This is a genomic window from Rhodococcus sp. BL-253-APC-6A1W, assembly GCF_012843405.1.
Taxonomy (GTDB): domain Bacteria; phylum Actinomycetota; class Actinomycetes; order Mycobacteriales; family Mycobacteriaceae; genus Rhodococcus.
The window spans coordinates 90,053-108,978 of sequence record NZ_JABAFB010000011.1 but is presented as its reverse complement, the minus strand read 5'-3'; the positions used below and the strand labels follow the sequence as shown (position 1 = coordinate 108,978).

Genomic DNA, 18,926 nt, shown 5'->3' with positions numbered 1-18,926 from the left:
GTATGAAAATACCGAGCAACGGTCCGGGTCTGGTATTTTTATACCAAGATTGACAAGCCCTTCCGGAAGGACACGTGCAGTGCTCGAACTGAAAACCCCGCGGGAGATCGACGCGATGCGCACCACCGGCGCGTTCATCGCCGGCCTCCTGGACGACCTCGCGCAGCGAGCCGCACCTGGTGTCAACCTCCTCGACCTCGAGCACCGGGCGCGTGATCTGATCGCCGAGCGCGGAGCCGTGTCGTGTTACTGGGATTACGCGCCGTCGTTCGGGAGTGGTCCGTTCCGCAACGTCATCTGCCTGTCGGTCAACGACGCGGTGCTGCACGGACTGCCGCACGACTACGTGCTGCAGGACGGGGACGTGCTCAGCATGGACATCGCCGTCTCGATCGACGGATGGGTCGCCGATTCCGCACGCACCGTCGTCGTCGGAACCGAGAGGCCCGAGGATCACCGCCTCATCGAGTCCACCGAACGCGCACTCGCGGCGGGTATCGCCGCCGCGCAGCCGGGCAACCGGCTCGGCGACATCTCGGCCGCCATCGGCGCGGTTGCCGCCGAATACGGCTATCCCGTCAACACCCAGTTCGGTGGCCACGGCCTCGGCCGCACCATGCACGAAGACCCGCACGTCTCCAACACCGGCCGCGCCGGACGCGGCCTCGTGCTGCGCCCGGGCCTCACCCTGGCACTCGAACCGTGGTGGACACCGACCACGGACGAGATCGTCTTCGACCCGGACGGCTGGACCATCCGTTCCGCCGACGGCTCCCGCACCGCGCACAGCGAACACACCGTGGCGATCACCGACGACGGTCCACAGGTTCTCACCGCACCGGCCGACCGGTAGCCCCCTGTCGGTGCGCGCTGTCACCATGCCGTGGTGCCGGGGGGACGCGCAACGAAGTGGTGGATATGGGTCGTGGTGGCGGCTATCGGGACGTCCTGGTTCCGGAGCGTCTCCGATCCGGCCGACGACCCGGTGCCCGGTAGCCCGCCGCGAGAGCAACTGGCGGCACTGCTCGGGCAGGTGACCGTGTGGCCGGACCGGCCGCGGGAAAGCGGATACGAGCGCGGCTGCGGGCCGGGCGAAGGATGCGTGTTCGGCCCGGCGTGGTCGGATGACCACGCCGGTGAGGGCGGTCACGACGGGTGCGACACGCGGAACAACGTGCTCGCACGCGACCTCCGTGAACCGGCGTTCCGTCCGGGCACCGACGCGTGCGTCGTCGTCTCGGGAACTCTCCACGATCCGTACACCGGTGCGCGCGTGGATTTTCGCCGTTCCGAGGCGCGCGCCGTCCACGTCGACCACATCTACCCGCTGGCGGCCGCATGGGATTTCGGCGCGGCACGGTGGCCGGCCGATCTGCGGCGACAGTTCGCCAACGACATCGCGTACAACCTCGTCGCGGTGGACGGACCGGCCAACGAGGACAAGAGCGACCACACCCCCGCGCACTGGATGCCACCGGCCGCGCGATATCGGTGTTGGTTCGCAGGCCGATACCTCACTGTCGCAGTGCGATACGGACTACCGATCACATCCGGCGACCATCGCGCGTTGGCGGACGCCGCCGGGTCGTGCCCCGACCCGTGACAGCGACATGTTCCGCCGGCCGCAGCGACGACGCCGGGAGGGCACCGCTCGGGTCATACGGGGAGATTCTGCGGAATCCATTCGGGGTCACGCTTTTCCATGAAGGCGCGCATGCCTTCTCGCGGTTCGGGGGACGTCTCGAGCGACCCGAACATCGTCTGATAGTCGAACTGCCCGTACCGCTCGTTGAGCATGCGTTTGACCTGGGCGCGCGCGAGCGGCGCGGTCTGCAGCACCTCGCGTGCCGCGGTCAGCGCGGCCTCTCGCAGTTGGTCGTGCGGCACGACGCGTGAGATCACACCGAGCCGCAGTGCCTCCGCGGCGTCGAAGCGACGCGCGGACAGGAGCAGGTCCCGCGCCGCCGCGATTCCGACGTGGGCGGGCAGCGCCGCCGCGAACGTCGCGTCGGGGATGCCGCGCAGCAGTTCGGGGACGCGGAAGGTGGCCCGTTCGCTCGCCACGGCGATGTCCGACATCATCGCGACGAGCAGTCCCCCGGCCTGGCAGATGCCGTTGACCGCCGAGATCACCGGCGCGCGGCTGTCCCGGATGGTCAGGAACGGCACCACATCGTTGCCGGCGAGCCCTTCGGGCAGATCGTCGCCGGGTTCGGACCGGCCGCCGAGGTCACCGCCGGGCGCGAAGACGTCGTCGACGCCCGTGATGATCAGGGCCGCGAGGTCGGGGTCGCTGTTGACCAGCCGAACCGCCCGTTTGAGGCCGTAGTACATCGCGGGGGTGAACGCGTTCCGGGCCGCGGGACGGTCGATGATGCACCAGCCGATCGCGCCTTCCCGCTCGAATCTCAACCCACCGGCACCGAGGTCGTCTCCCATGGCCGCAGCATATACGATTCTCGCCAAAAGAGAATGGCGTGTTCATGTGGTTGTCGTAGCGGCGCCGAACACCACCACTACGGTGGAGGGATGCTCTCGCGCATCACCAAGGACACCCGCCTGTGCATCTCCCTGTCGGGCCGCCCCAGCAACATCGGAACCAGATTCCACAACTACCTGTACGACGAACTCGGACTCGATTTCGTCTACAAGGCGTTCGCGCCCACGAATATCGAGGACGCGGTCGCCGGGATCCGAGGACTCGGTATCCGCGGCGCGGGGGTATCGATGCCGTTCAAGGAAGCGGTCCTGCCGCTCGTCGACGTCCTGCACGATTCCGCACGCGCGATCGAGTCGGTCAACACGATCGTCAACGACGACGGCATCCTCCATGCCTACAACACCGACTACCAAGCGGTGACCGATCTTCTGGCGGCCCACGCCGTGGATTCCTCACTGCCGGTGACGATCACCGGCAGCGGCGGTATGGCGAAAGCGGTCACGGCGGCGCTGCGGCACAGCGGTTTCGCCGAGGGCGTCGTGGTGGCGCGCAACGAACGCACCGGCCGCCCTCTCGCCCGCAAGTACGGATACGACTGGCGTGCGGACGCCTCCGCGACACCGCCGGGCCTGCTCGTCAACGCCACGCCGGTCGGCATGGCCGGTGCGCCGGAAGCCGACCGTCTCCCCGTCCCGGAGGAGGTCGTCGCCGCTGCCACCGTCGTCTTCGACGTGGTCGCGGTGCCGCCCGAGACGCCCCTCGTCCGGTTCGCCCGCGAGCAGGGGATCCCGGTGATCACCGGCGACGAGGTGATCGCCCTCCAGGCGGCGCTGCAGTTCGCCCTCTATACGGGTGTCACACCGACACCGGATCAGGTGAGGCGCGCGTCCGAGTACTCACGGTCCTGACCACCACCGCCCACCCTCGGCGGCCGTGGCCGGGGGCGGTCGCTCAGATGGTGCCGGCTGCTTCGAGCCCGTCGAGCACGACGTTCGCCGCGTCGAAGGCCACGTTCATCTCGAGCCGGGTGAGGTCGTGGGTGTCGGGGTTCTGGAGTCCGAAGTTGTTGACCCACGCCCCTGTTCGCGCCGACTGGAACATGAAGGTGGTCGTCTCCGTCTCGCCCAGCAGATCACCGACGAACCACCCGGTGAAGAACGGACGCAGATCGGTGCCGTAGGTGACCTCGAACTCGTCGGCGATGACGGGCGCGGCATCGACAAGGGCACCACCGAAGGTGTAGAAGTCCCGGGTGTGCTCGGGCGTGGATCCGATGGTCACGAGCGCCTCGGGGAAATCGATCACCAGGTGCGCGACGACGGCGCCGACCAGGACGCGGCCCGGGCTGCGGTCACACCGCTCGGTCTCGGCGAGTGCCTCCGCCCAATGCGCCGCCGGGGTACCGCCGGTGACGTGCTCGTGCAGATTCGCCAGATACAGCCGCACCACCTCGACCGCCAGCGCATTCGCCCACGCCGGGTCGTCGTAGATGCCGGAGTCCAGAGTCGGCTCCGTGAGCGCGAGAATCTCGTCGAATGCGAGGACGAAGGTGCCGCGGTAGTCGTCGCTACGAGTGAGCACCTCCCGCAACGCGGCGATACGGGACCTGGCGTCGTCGAAGGTCTCGATCCCGGCGGGGTCCGTGAGCGCAGCGATGTCGGCGGTGGGGACCGTGGACACACAGGCCGACGGCGCGGGTGCCGCGGGCGCTGCCGACACGGCCGGCGCTCCGGCGACCGCAGCCGCGACGGCTGCCGCACTCAGGGACAAGGCAAGACTTCTCCGTACGAAATGCGTCATTGTTCCGAATTTACACAGAAGTTGGAACAATGGAACGTGCGTGCGGATCCGTCGTGCCGCCCCCCTGCGGCCGGGACCTAGCCGGTCGCCACGGGCCGCCGAGGATCGGCCGCCCACTGCGACCACGAACCCGGATACAGGGCCGCGTCGATCCCGACGATCGCCAGTGCCGCGATCTCGTGGGCCGCGTTGATGCCCGAACCGCAGTAGACGGCGACGTCGCCGCCGGTGACACCGAGCCTTTCGAAACGCGCCGCGAGCTGATCCGGCGGGCGGAACGACCCGTCGTCGCGAAGATTCTCCGTGGTGGGCGCACTGACCGCGCCCGGAACGTGTCCCGCCCGGCGATCGACGGGTTCTTCGTCGCCACGGAACCGGGCCGACGACCGCGCGTCGAGCAGAACTCCGTGCGAAGGGAAACGCGCGACTTCGTCCGGGCCGACAGTCGGCAGGTGCCCCGGACTCAACGACACCGTCCCCGGATGAGGGCGTTCCCCGGGACCCGCGGCCACCTCGTGGCCGCCCGCGGTCCACGCCGACAACCCACCGTCGAGCAGACGGACGTCCGTGAGCCCCGCCCAGCGAAGCAACCACCACGCGCGAGCGGCCGCGAGTCCTCCGGACGCGTCGTAGGCGACCACCGGATCACCGTCGGAGATGCCCCAGCGTCGTGCCGCGTCCTGCAGGCGACCGATATCGGGGAGCGGATGGCGGCCGCGTTCCAGGGAGGGCGGATCCGCCAGCTCCGAATCGAGGTCGACGTAGACCGCTCCGGGGATGTGCCCCCGGTGGTACCGGTCGATGCCGTGGGAGTCCCCGAGTGCCCACCTCACATCGAGCAGCACCGGAGGCTTCCCGATGTCGATCAGGTGCGCCAGGTCGGACGCCGAGATGAGCACGTTGGTGTCGGGCATGTCTCGATCCTGGCACGGAACACGAGCGCTCCGCATCACCCACGCGCGATCCGGCAGAATGCCGCTCCGTGACCGAATCCCCGCCGAACGCCGCAGCGACGCCGACCGGCGGCACGTCACCGATATCGCGGCCCGTCACAGCGGGAATCGTGACCGCACTCGTCGGTTTCACCAGTTCGTTCGCCGTCGTGCTCACCGGCCTGCGCGCGGTCGGCGCCTCCCCTGCAGAGGCCGCCTCGGGCCTGGCCGCACTGTGCCTGACCCAGGGTGCCGGCATCCTCTGGCTGTCGCGCCGGTATCGCACTCCGATCACGCTGGCGTGGTCGACGCCCGGCGCGGCACTGCTCGCGGGTACCGGTGTCGTGGTGGGAGGCTGGCCCGCGGCGGTGGGCGCGTTCGTCGTCGTCGGCGTGGCGGTCGTGCTGACCGGACTCTGGCCGACGCTCGGACGACTGATCTCGTCCATTCCCACGTCCCTCGCGCAGGCGATGCTCGCGGGCATCCTCGTCCCGCTGTGCCTGGCGCCGGTCACCGCACTGGCCGACTCCCCCGCGGTCATCGCACCGGTAGCGCTGGTCTGGCTGATCCTGCAACGCGTGCGGCCCCGATGGGCGGTGCCGGGCGCGTTCGCAGCGGCGACGGTGGTGATCGTCGTGCACCTCGTCCGTACCGGGACCGCCGTCGCGCCCACCGACCTCGCTCCCCGTCTCGACTTCACGGCACCGGCCTGGACGTGGCAGGCACTGCTGGGAATCGCCCTGCCGCTCTACATCGTGACGATGGCCTCGCAGAACATTCCCGGCACCGCGGTGCTGAACTCGTTCGGGTACCGGACGCCGTGGCGCGCGGTGATGACGGTGACCGGCCTCGGCACGGTGATCGGTGCTCCCGCGGGTGGCCACGCCGTCAACCTGGCAGCCATCAGTGCCGCACTCGCCGCCGCACCCGACGCGGATCCCGACCCGCAGCGCCGCTGGGTGGCCGCGTGGTCCGCGGGCTGGTCGTACCTGGTGCTCGCGCTGTGCTCGGCCGGCCTTGCCGCGCTGGTGGCGCTCGCACCCGCGGGAGTCGTCGAAACCGTGGCGGGGCTGGCGCTGCTGGCCACCCTCGGCGGCGCACTGTCCGCCGCCCTCCGCGACCTGCACGATCGCGAGGCCGCGGTCGTCACATTCCTGGTCGCGGCATCCGGATTGTCGATATTCGGCGTCGGTTCTGCATTCTGGGCGCTGTTGATCGGACTTGCCGTCCGGGGAGCACTATCGTCGAGGAGTGAGCAACAGTCAGCCGACGAGACCCGCCGCACAACCTGATCCGGAGCACTTCCCGGTGCTGTGGCCCATGCAGACACGGTGGGCCGACAACGACCACTACGGCCACGTCAACAACGTCACCTACTACTCGTACTTCGACTCCGCGGTGAACGGCTGGCTCATGGCCACGACCGGAGTCGACATCCGGGAACTCGACGCGATCGGTGTGGTTGCGGAGACCTCGTGCCGCTACCTCGCCGAGCTGTCGTTCCCCGACCGGCTCCAGGTCGGTCTCGCGGTGGAGCGCCTCGGTACGCAGTCGGTCACCTATTCGCTCGCCATCTTCCGCGAGTCGGAAGGCTCGTTGCAGCCCGCCGCGACCGGCCGTTTCGTGCACGTGTACATCGACATGCAGACGCGGCGGCCGGTGCCGATTCCCGAACAGATCCGCAAAGCGGTCATGCAACTGGTCACCTCGACCGCCACGTAGGGTCACCGGCGCGCAGCGCACCGCCGACGCTATCGGGCTCCGGCCGCACGCCGAAGGAGCGGCTCGGTGCGCTGCGGGACGAGTTCGCGCATCACGAGCGACATGTCGGTGCGCTCGACGCCCGGAATCCCGAGAATCCGCTCCGCCAGCCGATAGAGATCGTCGGCGTCGCGCGCCACGATCTTCACCGACAGGTCGATCGGACCGGTCACCCCGTACACCTCGGTGACCTCGGGGATCTGTGCCAACTCCTCGACGACCGCGTCGAGCCGGTGCTGATCGACCTGGGTGGCGACATAGGCCGCGAGCGGGTATCCGAGCGCGACGGGGTCGACGCGGCGATCGAACGAGGCGAGGACCCCTTCCGACTCCCACCGGCTCAGCCGCGCCTGAACCGTGTTGCGCGAGAGTCCGAGTCGCTGCGACAACTCCACCCCGGTTGCTCTCGGCGTACGAGCGAGTTCGAGCAGCAAACGTGCGTCCGTCCCGTCCAGACTGGTCATTCTTCGCAGTGTGCCACTCCGAACCGCCCGGCGACCGTGCTTCCTGCACACTGCGCGACGCATCGATTGCGCACTCGTCCCAGAAGTGGATCATGTGAGGTACACCACTCACATTCCGGCGCGGCCCACCCGGCTCACCCGGACAGCACCCACGAGGTGACCCGATGGTTGCACCCACGACCCACCCGGTCCAGTTGATCCAGCCCGACGGGCAACGCGTCCACAACCCCGCTTACAGCGGACTGGTCGCCGATATCGGACCCGCCCGACTCCGCGACCTCTACCGCGACCTGGTCGTCGTCCGCCGGCTCGACAACGAGGCGATCGCGCTGCAGCGCCAGGGCGAACTCGGCCTCTGGGCGCCGATGACGGGCCAGGAGGCCGCACAAGTCGGGTCGGCCCGGGCACTGGAAACCGGCGACTACGTCTTCACGAGCTACCGCGAGCACGCCGTCGCCTGGTGTCGTGGTGTCGATCCCGCCGACATGACCGCCCTGTGGCGCGGCTGTGCCCACTCCGGATGGGACCCGGCCACCGTCAACACGACCAATCCCGCCATCGTCGTCGGGGCACAGGGCTTGCACGCGACGGGCTACGCCATGGGAGCCAAGCTCGACGGCGCCGACATCGCCACGATCGTGTATTTCGGCGACGGCGCGACGAGCCAGGGCGACCTGTCGGAGGCGCTCGGATTCGCGGTCGGCTGGGGCGCCGGCGTCGTCTTCTTCTGCCAGAACAACCACTGGGCGATCAGTGCCCCCACGCAGATGCAGAGCCCGGTGCCGCTCGCACAGCGCGCCGCGGGCTTCGGAATGCCCGCCGTGCAGGTCGACGGCAACGACGTCCTCGCCGTTCTCGCGGTCACCCGGCAAGCCGCCCGGCACGCGCGCGAAGGCTCCGGACCGTTCTTCGTCGAAGCGCTCACCTACCGGATGGGACCGCACACCACATCGGACGATCCGAGCAGGTACCGCACACCCGCAGACCTCGAAGCGTGGAAGGTACGCGATCCGCTGGACCGCATGCGACGTCTCCTCGAACGCGAAAACCTTGCCGATCGGGCATTCTTCGACGACGTGGACACGACCGCGCAGGACGCGGCGACGCGGTTGCGGCGCGGCACGCTCGAACTGCCCGACCCGCATCCGCTGACGATGTTCGACCATGTCTACGCCACCGACCATGCGCTACTCGCGGACGAACGTGCCGGTTACACCGACTATCTCGCGAGTTTCACCGGCGCCGACGAGGAGGCAGTGCGATGACCACCACGACGATGGCGCTCGGCGCGGCACTCAACGCCGGCTTGCGCCGCGCACTCGAACAGGACCGGAAAGTAATTCTGATGGGCGAGGACGTGGGCAGGCTCGGCGGCGTCTTCCGGGTCACCGACACCTTGCAGAAGGATTTCGGTGAAGCGCGAGTGATGGACACTCCTCTGGCCGAATCCGGCATCGTGGGAACGGCATTCGGGATGGCCCTGCGCGGCTACCGCCCGGTGTGCGAAATCCAGTTCGACGGATTCGTCTACCCCGCGTTCGACCAGATCGTCTCGCAGGTGGCGAAAATCCGTTACCGCACCGCGGGAGCGGTCACCGCGCCACTGACCATCCGCATCCCCTACGGCGGCGGCATCGGCGCGGTCGAGCACCATTCGGAATCGCCCGAGGCATATTTCGCCCACACCGCCGGTCTCCGGGTGGTCAGTCCGGGCAGCCCGTCCGACGCGTACTGGATGATTCAGCAGGCTGTCGCGCTCGACGACCCCGTGGTCTTCCTCGAACCGAAACACCGGTACTGGGAACGCGGCGAGGTCGATGTGGACACCGGACCCGATCTTCCCCTCGACCGTGCGCGCATCCTGCGAGCCGGAAGCGACGTCACCGTGGTCACTTTCGGCGCGATGGTGCCCACCGCCCTGCAGGCTGCGGACATCGCTGCGGCTGAGGGCCGGTCACTCGAGGTGATCGATCTGCGGTCGCTCTCGCCCATCGATTTCGACACCGTCGAAGCGTCGGTGCGCCGCACCGGACGCCTCGTGGTGCTGCAGGAGGCGCCGGTGTTCTGCGGGATCGGCGCCGAGATCGCCGCCCGGACCGCCGAGCGTTGCTTCTACCAACTCGAAGCGCCGGTCCTCCGCGTCGGCGGATTCGACATTCCGTACCCGCCGGCAAAACTCGAATCCCACCACCGGCCGGACCCGGACCGCATCCTCGATGCGGTGGATCGCGCACTCGCGGCATGACGAAGGGAGTGGCGATGTCACAGTCCGTCGAGGAGTTCCGCCTGCCCGATCTCGGGGAGGGACTCACCGAGGCCGAGTGGGTGTCGTGGTCGGTGCAGATCGGCGACCGCCTCGAGCTCAATCAGGTCATCGGCGAGGTGGAGACGGCGAAGGCGACCGTCGAGTTGCCGTCGCCACATGCCGGCACGGTCGCCGAACTCCTCGTCGCACCGGGCCAGACGATCCCCGTGGGCAGCCCGCTGTTGCGGATCGCGGTCGGCGCGGAGCCGTCGGACGGCGCACAACCCGCGGCGTCCCCGGCGTCCGACGAGGCGCCCGCCGAAGCGCGTCCGGCGGTGCTGGTCGGCTACGGCCCGGGCGCCGCACCCGTCAGCCGGCGCGCGACACGGACCAACTCTGCCGGGACCTCGTCGAGCACCACCGGCGCGCCCGCGCACCGCCCGGACGCGAAACCGGGCGCGCGCCGGGAGGCGGCCCTGCTCGGGGTGGATCTCGCGGAGGTCGAGGGCTCCGGGCAGGGAGGGGCGATCACCCGGGACGATGTCCGGCGCGCGGCAGGACCCGATGCCGGGCACACCGAGACGGGCACAATGCGACCCGCGTCGGCCACCAGCCGGGTGCCGATCCGCGGTGTCCGCAAACGCACGGCCGACGCTGTGACCCGCAGCGCGTTCACCGCACCGCACGCGACGGTGTTCCTCACCTGCGATGTGACGGCCACAGTCGACCTCGTGACGCGATTGCGCCGCGAACCTGCGTTCGACGGCCGTCACCTCACCGCGCTGACCGTCGTTGCCCGGGCATTGATGCGCGCGGTCGCCGAGGAACCGTCGCTCAACTCACAGTGGGACGACGACGCCCAGGAGATCGTCGTCCACCACGACGTCCATCTCGGGATCGCCGCCGCCACGCCGGACGGGCTGAAGGTCCCGGTCGTGCGCGACGCCCGGCATCTAGCGCTCCCGGACCTCGCGGGTGCGATCGCCGAGGCCGCCGATCGCGCCCGGACCGGCCGGGCGACGCCGGCCGAGTTGACCGGTTCCACGGTGTCCGTCACGAACATCGGTGTCTTCGGCATCGAGGCGGGCACACCGATCCTCAACCCGGGCGAAGCGGCGATCCTCGCGGTCGGCGCCATCGCGGATCGTCCGTGGGTGATCGACGGCGCACTCGCCGTCCGCAAGGTCGCGAGCCTGTCGCTCTCGTTCGACCATCGCCTCGTCGACGGTGAGCAGGCCGGCCGGGCGCTCGCCGCGATCGGCCGTTTCCTCGGAGACCCGGTGCCCGCGCTGCTCGGCGGCGCGTAACGAGCCGTTGCCCGGCTTCGGGAGCCGAAATCGGTACCGTGCCCGCGTGACCGATTCTGTGCGGAAGAACGCCCGGCTCGCCCGCGCGCGCGTCGCGGTGTTCACGGTGTTCGGCGTGAACGGGTTCCTGCTCGCCATGTGGGTGGTGCACATCCCGGTGATCCTGGAGCGGGTCGGGACGGGGTACGCGACTCTCGGATCGCTGTTGCTGCTGCTCGCGGCGGGTGCGCTGTGCGGAATGCAGGTGACGGGACGGCTCGCCGACCGATTCGGCAGCCACCGCACGACGATCGTGTCGGCGCTCGCGCTGGCGGTCGTGGCCGTCGGGCCGGGACTCGCGACCGCGCCGTGGCAACTCGGCCTGGCCCTCGCGATCTTCGGGCTGGCGAACGGCGCACTCGACGTCTCGATGAACTCGCAGGCCGTGGTGCTCGAGCAACGGTACGAACGGCCGATCATGTCGGCGTTTCACGGAGTGTTCTCCGCCGGGGGCATCGCCGGGTCGCTGGTGGGTGCGGCCACCCTCGCGATGGAGGTGAGTCCTCCCGTCACGCTTGCGGCGGCGGGAGGAGTGGCGGTATGCCTGGTCGCATGGGCCGGGCGGCATCTCGTGCGCACCACGCCCGTTCCCCGCCGGTCGCCGTCCGGGCGACGCGGCGGCTATTCCCGGCGGGTGGTGCTGCTCGGTGGTGTCGCGTTCGCGCTGATGCTCTGCGAAGGGGTCGCCAACGACTGGAGTGCCCTCCAGGTCCAGGAGCGACTCGACAGTCCGGCGTCGGTGGCCGCGCTCGCGTTCGGGGCGTTCTCCGCGACGATGACGCTCGGCAGGTTCGTCGCCGACCGGGTGAGCGCGCGTATCGGCAGCGCCGGCGTGATCCGGTACGGAACGCTGATGGCGGCCGTCGGCATGGGCACGGTGATGGCGTCGCCGGTTCTCCCCCTGACGCTCGCCGGGTGGGCGCTCTTCGGTCTCGGACTGTCCGGTGCCGTACCCCAGCTGTTCACCGCGGCAGGCAATCTCGACTCCGGGTCCCCCGGTGCCGACATGTCCCGCGTCGTGGGTCTGGGCTATCTCGGGTTCCTGGCGGGACCGGCCTGTATCGGGTGGGTGTCCGAGGCGACGTCTCTCACCACGGCGATGGCGGTGCCGCTCGTCTGCGTACTCGTCGCGGCGCTGCTCGCCCCGGTGCTCACGGCCCCGACGACACCGGCGCCCACGCGGTGATCCGCGTGGGCGCCGGGTGGAAGCGAGGGGTCAGAGAGCCTTCAGCTCTTCGGTGACCTCGGCGACCATCTTCTTCGCGTCGCCGAACAACATCGAGGTGTTGTCCGCCGTGAACAGCGGGTTGTCGATACCCGCGTAGCCGGAACTCATCGACCGCTTGAGCACGATGACGGACTTCGACTGATCCACGTTCAGGATCGGCATTCCGTAGATCGGGCTGGACGAGTCGTGCCGCGCGGCCGGGTTGGTGACGTCGTTCGCGCCGATGACGATGGTGACATCGGTGCGGTTGAACTCACCGTTGATGTCGTCCATCTCCTTGAGCGCGTCGTAGGACACCTCGGCTTCGGCGAGCAGGACGTTCATGTGACCCGGCATCCGTCCCGCGACGGGATGGATCGCGTACTTGACCTCGACACCGCGTTCTTCGAGCAGCGATGCCATCTCCTTGACCGCGTGCTGTGCCTGCGCCACGGCGAGGCCGTAGCCGGGCACCACGATGACCTGGTTGGCGTAGGCCATCTGGATCGCCGCGTCGGACGAGGAGGTCGCCTTGACGGTGCCGCCGGTTGCACCGGCGACGCCCGCCGCTCCGCCGTCACCGCCGAACGACCCGAACACGATCGCGGGGATCGAGCGGTTCATGGCCTTGGCCATGAGGTTGGTGAGGATCGTGCCGGAGGCGCCGACGATCATGCCCGCGACGATCATCGCGGTGTTGTTCAGTGCGAGGCCCGCAGCCGCGGCGGACAGACCGGTCAGGGCGTTGAGCAGCGAGATGACGACCGGCATGTCGGCGCCGCCGATCGGCAGCACGACGAACAGACCCATCAGGCCGGCGACGACCAGCAATCCGAGAATCCAGATGCCCGCGGTGGGATCGTTCGCGGGATCGGCGTTGATTCCGATGTAGACGGCAATCGCCAGCGACGCCACGGCGAGAAGAACGTTGGCGACCTGGAACAGCTTCGCGCCTCCGACGAGCTTCTTCTCGACGCTCTTGTTCAGGAGTTCTTGAAGCTTGACGTACGCGACGATCGACCCCCAGAAGGAGATCGAGCCCACGATCGCGGCGAAGAGCGAACCGATGACGATGTGAACGGTGGGCGAGCCGTCGATCCGGGTGAAGCCGTCGGTGTCGAGGAACTCCGCCCAGGCGATGAGCGCGACGGTGCCGCCGCCGACGCCGTTGAACATGGCGACCAACTGCGGCATCGCAGTCATCTTGGTACGCAACGCCGGCGGGACACCCAGCACGACACCGACGATCAGGCCGGCGGCGATGATGATCCAGTTGCCGGTGTCACGAATGTCGATGAGGGTGGCGACGATGGCGAGCAGCATGCCCACTGCGGCGATGTAGTTGCCGCGCACCGCGGTCTTCGGGCCGGTCAGGCCCATCAGACCGTAGATGAACATGCCGAAGGCGATGATGTAGAGGATTGACACGAGGTAGCTCATCGGGCGTCGGCTCCCTTGGTCGCGGCAGCCTTGCCGGAGTCCTTCTTGGGCTTGAACATTGCGAGCATGCGGTCGGTCACGACGAAGCCGCCGACCACGTTGAGCGTGCCGAACACGAGCGCCACGAACAAGATGACCTTGATGCTCCACGGCGCGTCGGCCGGGAGGTGACCGAGCACCACGAGGGCGCCGAGCACGACGATGCCGTGAATGGCGTTGGTGCCGGACATCAATGGGGTGTGCAGGGTGTTCGGGACTTTGGAAATCACTGCGAAACCGACGAACCCGGACAGAACCAGGATCGCGATGTTCGCCAACAGTTCGTTGTACATCTAGGGGGTCTCCTTCGAGCGGGTCACGCACGCCTCGGCGAGAATCTCGTCCGAGAAGTCCGGGGCCGGCGTGCCGTTCTCGTCGAGCATGAGCTCGAGCAAGGCCGCAACGTTCTTCGAGTACAGCTCTGACGCGTGCTCCGGCATCGTCGCGGGAAGATTCAGCGGCGAGCAGATGGTCACTCCGTGCTTGACGACGGTCTGCCCCGGTTCGGTGAGCTCGCAGTTGCCGCCGGTTTCGCCGGCGAGGTCGACGATGACCGAGCCCGGCCGCATTCCCTCCACGGCCGCGGCGGTCACCAGGCGCGGAGCGGGACGGCCGGGCACCAGCGCGGTGGTGATGACGACATCGAAGCCCTTGATGGCATCCTCGAGCGCCTGCTGCTGCTGGGCACGCTCGTCGTCGCTGAGTTCACGGGCGTATCCGCCCTCGCCCGCGGCGTCGATGCCGAGGTCGAGCCACTGGGAACCGACCGAGCGCACCTGATCTGCGACCTCGGGGCGGACGTCGTAGCCGGTGGTCCGGCCGCCGAGCCGTTTGGCGGTCGCGAGTGCCTGCAGGCCGGCGACGCCCACGCCGAGCACCAGCACCGTGGCGGGCTTGACGGTGCCCGCCGCGGTGGTGAGCATCGGGAAGAACCGCGTGGATTCGTTCGCGGCGACCAGGACAGCCTTGTAGCCGGCCACATTGGCCTGGGACGACAGTGCGTCCATGACCTGGGCGCGGGAGATGCGCGGGATGGCCTCGACGGCGTACGCCTCGACACCGGCAGCAGCGAGCGCACCGATCTGGTTGTCGGCGTTGCGCGGCGCGAGGAAACCGATGAGCCGGCGTCCCGAGCCGAGCCGGGCGATCTCCGCGTCGGTGGGTGGTGCGACCTTGACGACCACGTCGGACGACCAGGCGTCGCCGATCTGAGCGCCCGCTTCCTTGTAAGCGGCGTCGGGTATGAGGGCGCCGAGACCCGCACCGGCTTCGACGATCACGTCGAGGCCCTTGGCGATCAGCGACGGCACGATCTTCGGAACAAGCGCGACACGCCGCTCACCGCCGTGGGTTTCACGAACCACGCCGACGGTCGGACGGCGGTGCGCTCCGCTCCCCGTATTCGATCCTTCGGTACTCAATTTCTCTGACTCCTGCGTCGATGAAGTGCGCGGCGCCGCGATCGGCGGCGAGATGTGCGTGCGATCGGGCCATGTGACGGCCTGCACTCGTGGTGACTCTATGCAGGCCTACCGGGACGGCACGCGACCTGCAACTTGCACGAATCGTCTGAATCGAGTCCGAACAGCAAGATGATGCAAGAATGTGACACACCTCACTTCACAAGGTTGCCGCACATTCTGTGAGCGCACGACGCGGAAAGGAAACGCCATGCCACACCGCACGGTCACCGTCGAACGGGTCTACGACCACCCCGCCGACGAGGAGCCGTTCCGGGTTCTCGTGGACCGTCTCTGGCCACGGGGCCTCCGACGGGACGCCTTCCACTACGACGAATGGGCCCAGAACCTCGCTCCCTCGACAGATCTTCGCAAGTGGTATTCCCACGACACCTCTCTGTTCACGGAATTCCGCGACCGCTACCGCACGGAGTTGGCATCTCCTGCGGCCGGCGACGCCATCGCCCGTCTCGACGAGCAGGCGGACGGACGGGCACTCGTGCTGCTCACCGCCACACGCGACGTCGAGCACAGCGGCGCGCGGGTACTCGCCGATTATCTGAGAGAACACTGACGCATCAGAGGAAGCACTGACAGGAAAGAGACGCCCTGCAATGACCGGTGTACCGAGGGAGGACGACGGGGGCGAGCCGGCCTGCCTGCTGCACCTCGTCTGCCCCGACTGCGGCCTGGTCCTCGACGACCCGGAGTCGCCGTGTTCCCGCTGCGTCCGCGCTCCCACCGATCCAGGCAGTGCCGGGAATCCGTCCGGAGGCCCGGGCACTCTTCTACCCTGACTCCATGCATGTTCCTGCCGCGGTCCTCGATCTCACCCGCGGCGCGCGCCGCGTAGCGGTGCTCTCGGGCGCCGGAATGTCCGCCGAGAGCGGCGTGCCCACCTTCCGTGACGCGCAGACGGGGTTGTGGGAGAACTTCGACGCTGCTGCCCTCGCAACCCCCGAGGCCTGGAAAGCCGATCCGGACGCGGTGTGGGCGTGGTACCAGTGGCGGGTCGCGCTCGTACGCAACGTCGCTCCCAACGCCGGTCATCACGCGCTCGCCGAATGGGGACGCACCACAAAGGTCGCGATCGTGACCCAGAACGTCGACGACCTGCACGAGCGCGCCGGCAGCACCGTTCTCGCGCACCTCCACGGCAGCCTCTTCGAACCCCGGTGCAGCGAGTGCGAGCGCCCGATGGACCTGCCCGCACCGCCCGGCGAACCCCTCGAGCGCATCGCGCCCCCCACGTGTGACACGTGCGGAGGAGCCGGCCGCCCGGGGGTCGTCTGGTTCGGCGAGATGCTGCCCCGGCAACCCTGGGACGCGGCAGTCGCCGCCCTGCGCGTCGCGGATGTGCTGCTCGTCGTCGGCACCTCGGGGATCGTGTACCCGGCGGCGGAGCTGCCCGAGTTGGCCGACCGCCACGGCGTTCCGGTCGTCGAGATCAACCCCCAGGACACCGAGTTGTCGTCCCGGGTCGAGGCGGTCTGGCGGACCACGGCAGCGGTGGGGCTGCCCGGTCTGGTGGCTGCTGCGGGGACGCTAGAGTGATGCGATGGGTTCCTGTGTGTTCTGCGACATAGTGGCAGGGTCCGCACGGGCCGCGCGGGTCTACGAGGACGACGATGTGGTCGCCTTCCTCGACGCCCGCCCGGTTGCGCGGGGACACGTACTCGTCGTGCCGCGTGAGCACGTCTCCCGGCTCGAGAACCTCGAACCCGAACTCGGTGCCTCGATGTTCCGCGCCGGACATCGTCTCTCGCGCGCACTCAGCCGCTCGGATCTCACCACCGACGGCACCAACCTGGTACTCAACGACGGCCGCGCCGCGTTCCAGGCCGTTTTCCACACGCACCTGCACGTGATTCCCCGCAGGAAGGGTGACCGTATTCGCCTCGGCGTCGGCCTGGTCCGCCGGCGAGCCCAGAATCCGGACGCCACCGCGGCGGCAATTCGCGCAGGACTCGACCGTCTCGCCTCCGAGGAGAACTCATGACGTCACAACCGGGCAGCACCGCAGTCGATTTTCCCGTCGACACCATCCGGCCGCTCCTGCTCGAAGAATTCGCGGTGATCGACTCGCTGCTGGCCGCCCTGGACAGCGACGGGTGGTTCACGCCGACGAATCTTCCGGGCTGGACGGTCAAGGACATCGTCGCTCACCTGATCGGCACCGAGTCGATGCTGGCCGGGATCGAGGCGCCGCACGTGAACATCGACGTGCATGCGCTCGCCCACGTGCGCAACGAGATCGGTGCTTTCAACGAACACTGGGTCGAGTCGCTGCGTGGAACGCCCGGTTCGGAGGTGCTCGCGCAGTATCGGCAGATCGTCGCGCACCGCACCGAGCAACTGTCGGCGATGACGCAGGAGGATTTCGAGGCGCCCGCGGACACGCCGGTGGGCCGGGCGACCTACGGGCGCTTCATGCGCATCCGCATCTTCGACTGCTGGCTCCACGAACTCGACATCCGGGATGCGATCGGTGCGCCCGGCGACGAAGGCGGCCCGCGGGGCGAACTGGGTTCTGCCGAGATCTTCGGTGCGGTGCCGTTCGTGTTCGGCAAACTCGGTAAGGCACCCGACGGCGCGCGCATCACCCTCGAGCTGAGCGGACCGCTCGCTCGCACCATCCACGTGGAGGTGGACGGGCGCGCCACGGCCGTACCCGAATTGTCCGGCCCCCCGACGACGACGATCGCGATGGACTCGAGTCTGTTCGTGCGACTGGCGGGGGGACGGGTGCGCGCAGTCGACCGACTCGACGAGATCACGCTCGGTGGCGATACCGCCGTCGGGCGCCGCCTCGTCGAGAACCTCGCCTTCACCATCTGATTCCCGTGCGACTGTTCCTCTCGTCGTACCGGCTCGGGTCCGACCCGTCGAAGTTCCTGCGCGTGGTCGGTCCCCCGGGCCGCATCGCTGTGATCGCCAACGCGGCCGACGCGTGGCCGCCGGCCGCTCGCCGCTCCGCGGTCACGAGCGAGAGGGAACCGCTTCGCTCGCGGGGATTCGTCCCCGAGGAGATCGATCTGCGCGACCACCTCGGCGACCCCGACTCGCTGCGTGCCCGGCTGCGCGGGTTCGCAGCGGTGTGGGTGCGCGGTGGGAACACGTTCGTGCTGCGCGCGCAGTTGGCGCGTAGCGGCGCAGACGCAGTGCTCACCGATCTCGTCGGCAGCAACGAACTGGCGTACGCCGGGTACAGCGCCGGTGCCTGCGTGGTGACTCCGTCGCTGCGGGGAATCGAGTTCTCCGACGATCCGGAGGAGGTGCGCACCGCGTGCGGAACGGACGTCGTCTGGGATGGTCTGGGATGGATCGATCATGCCGTCGTTCCGCACGCCGGCGCGTCCGCACTGGGCGACGAGGGCATCGAGAAAAGCCTGCGGTACATGCGCGACAACGCAATTCCCTTCGTCGCACTGACGGACGACGACGCGCTCGTCGTGGAGACCGACCCGCGGTGACTCCGGCGGTACGGTGAGAACATGACACAGCACACCGAGTCCGGCAGCACCGACACCCGTGTCGAGCATCTGCCCGAACAGTCCCGCTTCGCGCTCTACCTGGGCGACTCCCTCGCCGCCTACGCCGACTACTCGCAGCGCGGCGACCTGCGCGACTTCGACCACACCGTCACCGACCCGAACTTCCGGGGCCGGGGGCTCGCCGCAGAAATCGTGCGGTTCGCCCTCGACGAGACCCGCAAGGAAGGTCTGAAGATCGGGACGTCGTGCTCGTACGTCGAGAAGTTCGTCGCGGAGCACCCCGAATATCGCAACTGAC

General features: G+C 68.8%; 22 protein-coding genes. 15 read left to right on the top strand and 7 right to left on the bottom strand.

Going from position 1 to position 18,926, the window contains the following annotated elements:
- Positions 1 to 79: 79 nt before the first annotated feature.
- The gene (gene map, locus HF877_RS17530; RefSeq protein WP_169622470.1) at positions 80 to 853 is read left to right on the top strand and encodes a type I methionyl aminopeptidase; all 774 of its coding nucleotides are present in this window, start codon (positions 80 to 82) and stop codon (positions 851 to 853) included.
- A 72-nt stretch (positions 854 to 925) separates the two neighbouring features.
- On the top strand, positions 926 to 1,603 hold the full coding sequence (locus HF877_RS17525) for an HNH endonuclease family protein (protein ID WP_169622524.1): 678 nt from the start codon (positions 926 to 928) through the stop codon (positions 1,601 to 1,603).
- A gap of 53 nt (positions 1,604 to 1,656) precedes the next feature.
- On the opposite strand, the gene HF877_RS17520 is transcribed toward HF877_RS17525, so the two are convergent.
- Positions 1,657 to 2,439 carry an enoyl-CoA hydratase/isomerase family protein gene (locus tag HF877_RS17520; protein ID WP_169622469.1) on the bottom strand — a complete coding sequence of 261 codons (783 nt, stop codon included), beginning with the start codon at positions 2,437 to 2,439 and terminating at the stop codon, positions 1,657 to 1,659.
- A gap of 90 nt (positions 2,440 to 2,529) precedes the next feature.
- On the opposite strand from HF877_RS17520, the gene HF877_RS17515 reads away from it, so the two are divergent.
- A complete protein-coding gene (locus tag HF877_RS17515; RefSeq protein WP_169622468.1) occupies positions 2,530 to 3,348 on the top strand; it encodes a shikimate 5-dehydrogenase in 819 nt (272 codons plus the stop codon).
- Between the two features lie 43 nt (positions 3,349 to 3,391).
- Here HF877_RS17515 and HF877_RS17510 read toward each other — a convergent pair whose 3' ends face one another.
- Positions 3,392 to 4,240, bottom strand: a complete 849-nt coding sequence (locus HF877_RS17510) for a DUF5995 family protein (RefSeq protein WP_169622467.1) — start codon at positions 4,238 to 4,240, stop codon at positions 3,392 to 3,394.
- A 77-nt stretch (positions 4,241 to 4,317) separates the two neighbouring features.
- Positions 4,318 to 5,154, bottom strand: coding sequence for a sulfurtransferase (locus HF877_RS17505; RefSeq protein ID WP_169622466.1), 837 nt, complete (start codon positions 5,152 to 5,154; stop codon positions 4,318 to 4,320).
- 122 nt (positions 5,155 to 5,276) lie between these two features.
- Between HF877_RS17505 and HF877_RS17500 the strand changes: the two genes are divergently transcribed.
- The gene (locus HF877_RS17500; RefSeq protein ID WP_169622523.1) at positions 5,277 to 6,464 is read left to right on the top strand and encodes a benzoate/H(+) symporter BenE family transporter; all 1,188 of its coding nucleotides are present in this window, start codon (positions 5,277 to 5,279) and stop codon (positions 6,462 to 6,464) included.
- Positions 6,424 to 6,894, top strand: a complete 471-nt coding sequence (locus HF877_RS17495) for a thioesterase family protein (protein ID WP_296551499.1) — start codon at positions 6,424 to 6,426, stop codon at positions 6,892 to 6,894. Before HF877_RS17500 ends, HF877_RS17495 begins: the two co-directional genes overlap by 41 nt.
- Before the next feature lie 29 nt (positions 6,895 to 6,923).
- On the opposite strand, the gene HF877_RS17490 is transcribed toward HF877_RS17495, so the two are convergent.
- A complete protein-coding gene (locus tag HF877_RS17490; RefSeq protein ID WP_169622465.1) occupies positions 6,924 to 7,397 on the bottom strand; it encodes an Lrp/AsnC family transcriptional regulator in 474 nt (157 codons plus the stop codon).
- 164 nt (positions 7,398 to 7,561) lie between these two features.
- Between HF877_RS17490 and pdhA the strand changes: the two genes are divergently transcribed.
- From pdhA to HF877_RS17470, 4 genes are read left to right on the top strand one after another with little or no spacing between them, the layout of a single operon-like run.
- Positions 7,562 to 8,662 carry a pyruvate dehydrogenase (acetyl-transferring) E1 component subunit alpha gene (pdhA, locus tag HF877_RS17485; protein WP_169622464.1) on the top strand — a complete coding sequence of 367 codons (1,101 nt, stop codon included), beginning with the start codon at positions 7,562 to 7,564 and terminating at the stop codon, positions 8,660 to 8,662.
- The gene (locus HF877_RS17480; protein ID WP_169622463.1) at positions 8,659 to 9,642 is read left to right on the top strand and encodes an alpha-ketoacid dehydrogenase subunit beta; all 984 of its coding nucleotides are present in this window, start codon (positions 8,659 to 8,661) and stop codon (positions 9,640 to 9,642) included. Before pdhA ends, HF877_RS17480 begins: the two co-directional genes overlap by 4 nt.
- Positions 9,643 to 9,656: 14 nt before the next feature.
- Positions 9,657 to 10,949 carry a dihydrolipoamide acetyltransferase family protein gene (locus tag HF877_RS17475; protein ID WP_169622462.1) on the top strand — a complete coding sequence of 431 codons (1,293 nt, stop codon included), beginning with the start codon at positions 9,657 to 9,659 and terminating at the stop codon, positions 10,947 to 10,949.
- 46 nt (positions 10,950 to 10,995) lie between these two features.
- A complete protein-coding gene (locus tag HF877_RS17470; protein WP_346765222.1) occupies positions 10,996 to 12,174 on the top strand; it encodes an MFS transporter in 1,179 nt (392 codons plus the stop codon).
- 30 nt (positions 12,175 to 12,204) lie between these two features.
- Here HF877_RS17470 and HF877_RS17465 read toward each other — a convergent pair whose 3' ends face one another.
- From HF877_RS17465 to HF877_RS17455, 3 genes are read right to left on the bottom strand one after another with little or no spacing between them, the layout of a single operon-like run.
- Entirely contained in the window at positions 12,205 to 13,635 is a 1,431-nt protein-coding gene (locus HF877_RS17465) for an NAD(P)(+) transhydrogenase (Re/Si-specific) subunit beta (protein WP_169622461.1), read from the bottom strand.
- The gene (locus HF877_RS17460) at positions 13,632 to 13,967 is read right to left on the bottom strand and encodes an NAD(P) transhydrogenase subunit alpha (RefSeq protein ID WP_169622460.1); all 336 of its coding nucleotides are present in this window, start codon (positions 13,965 to 13,967) and stop codon (positions 13,632 to 13,634) included. The genes HF877_RS17465 and HF877_RS17460 overlap by 4 nt, the downstream gene beginning before the upstream one ends.
- On the bottom strand, positions 13,968 to 15,095 hold the full coding sequence (locus tag HF877_RS17455; protein WP_169622459.1) for a Re/Si-specific NAD(P)(+) transhydrogenase subunit alpha: 1,128 nt from the start codon (positions 15,093 to 15,095) through the stop codon (positions 13,968 to 13,970).
- Positions 15,096 to 15,345: 250 nt separating this feature from the next.
- Here HF877_RS17455 and HF877_RS17450 point away from each other — a divergent pair, with 250 nt between their 5' ends.
- The 6 genes from HF877_RS17450 to HF877_RS17425 all read left to right on the top strand — a co-directional run bounded on the left by HF877_RS17450 (position 15,346) and on the right by HF877_RS17425 (position 18,925).
- A complete protein-coding gene (locus HF877_RS17450) occupies positions 15,346 to 15,708 on the top strand; it encodes a DUF488 family protein (protein WP_169622458.1) in 363 nt (120 codons plus the stop codon).
- 227 nt (positions 15,709 to 15,935) lie between these two features.
- Positions 15,936 to 16,688 carry an NAD-dependent deacylase gene (locus HF877_RS17445; RefSeq protein WP_169622457.1) on the top strand — a complete coding sequence of 251 codons (753 nt, stop codon included), beginning with the start codon at positions 15,936 to 15,938 and terminating at the stop codon, positions 16,686 to 16,688.
- Positions 16,689 to 16,692: 4 nt separating this feature from the next.
- Positions 16,693 to 17,133: an HIT family protein gene (locus HF877_RS17440; protein WP_169622456.1), complete on the top strand. Its 441-nt coding sequence runs from the start codon at positions 16,693 to 16,695 to the stop codon at positions 17,131 to 17,133.
- Entirely contained in the window at positions 17,130 to 17,972 is an 843-nt protein-coding gene (locus tag HF877_RS17435; RefSeq protein WP_169622455.1) for a maleylpyruvate isomerase family mycothiol-dependent enzyme, read from the top strand. Before HF877_RS17440 ends, HF877_RS17435 begins: the two co-directional genes overlap by 4 nt.
- Positions 17,973 to 17,977: 5 nt before the next feature.
- Positions 17,978 to 18,607, top strand: coding sequence for a Type 1 glutamine amidotransferase-like domain-containing protein (locus tag HF877_RS17430; RefSeq protein WP_169622454.1), 630 nt, complete (start codon positions 17,978 to 17,980; stop codon positions 18,605 to 18,607).
- 21 nt (positions 18,608 to 18,628) lie between these two features.
- A complete protein-coding gene (locus tag HF877_RS17425) occupies positions 18,629 to 18,925 on the top strand; it encodes a GNAT family N-acetyltransferase (RefSeq protein ID WP_169622453.1) in 297 nt (98 codons plus the stop codon).
- The last annotated feature ends 1 nt before the right edge of the window (position 18,926 follow it).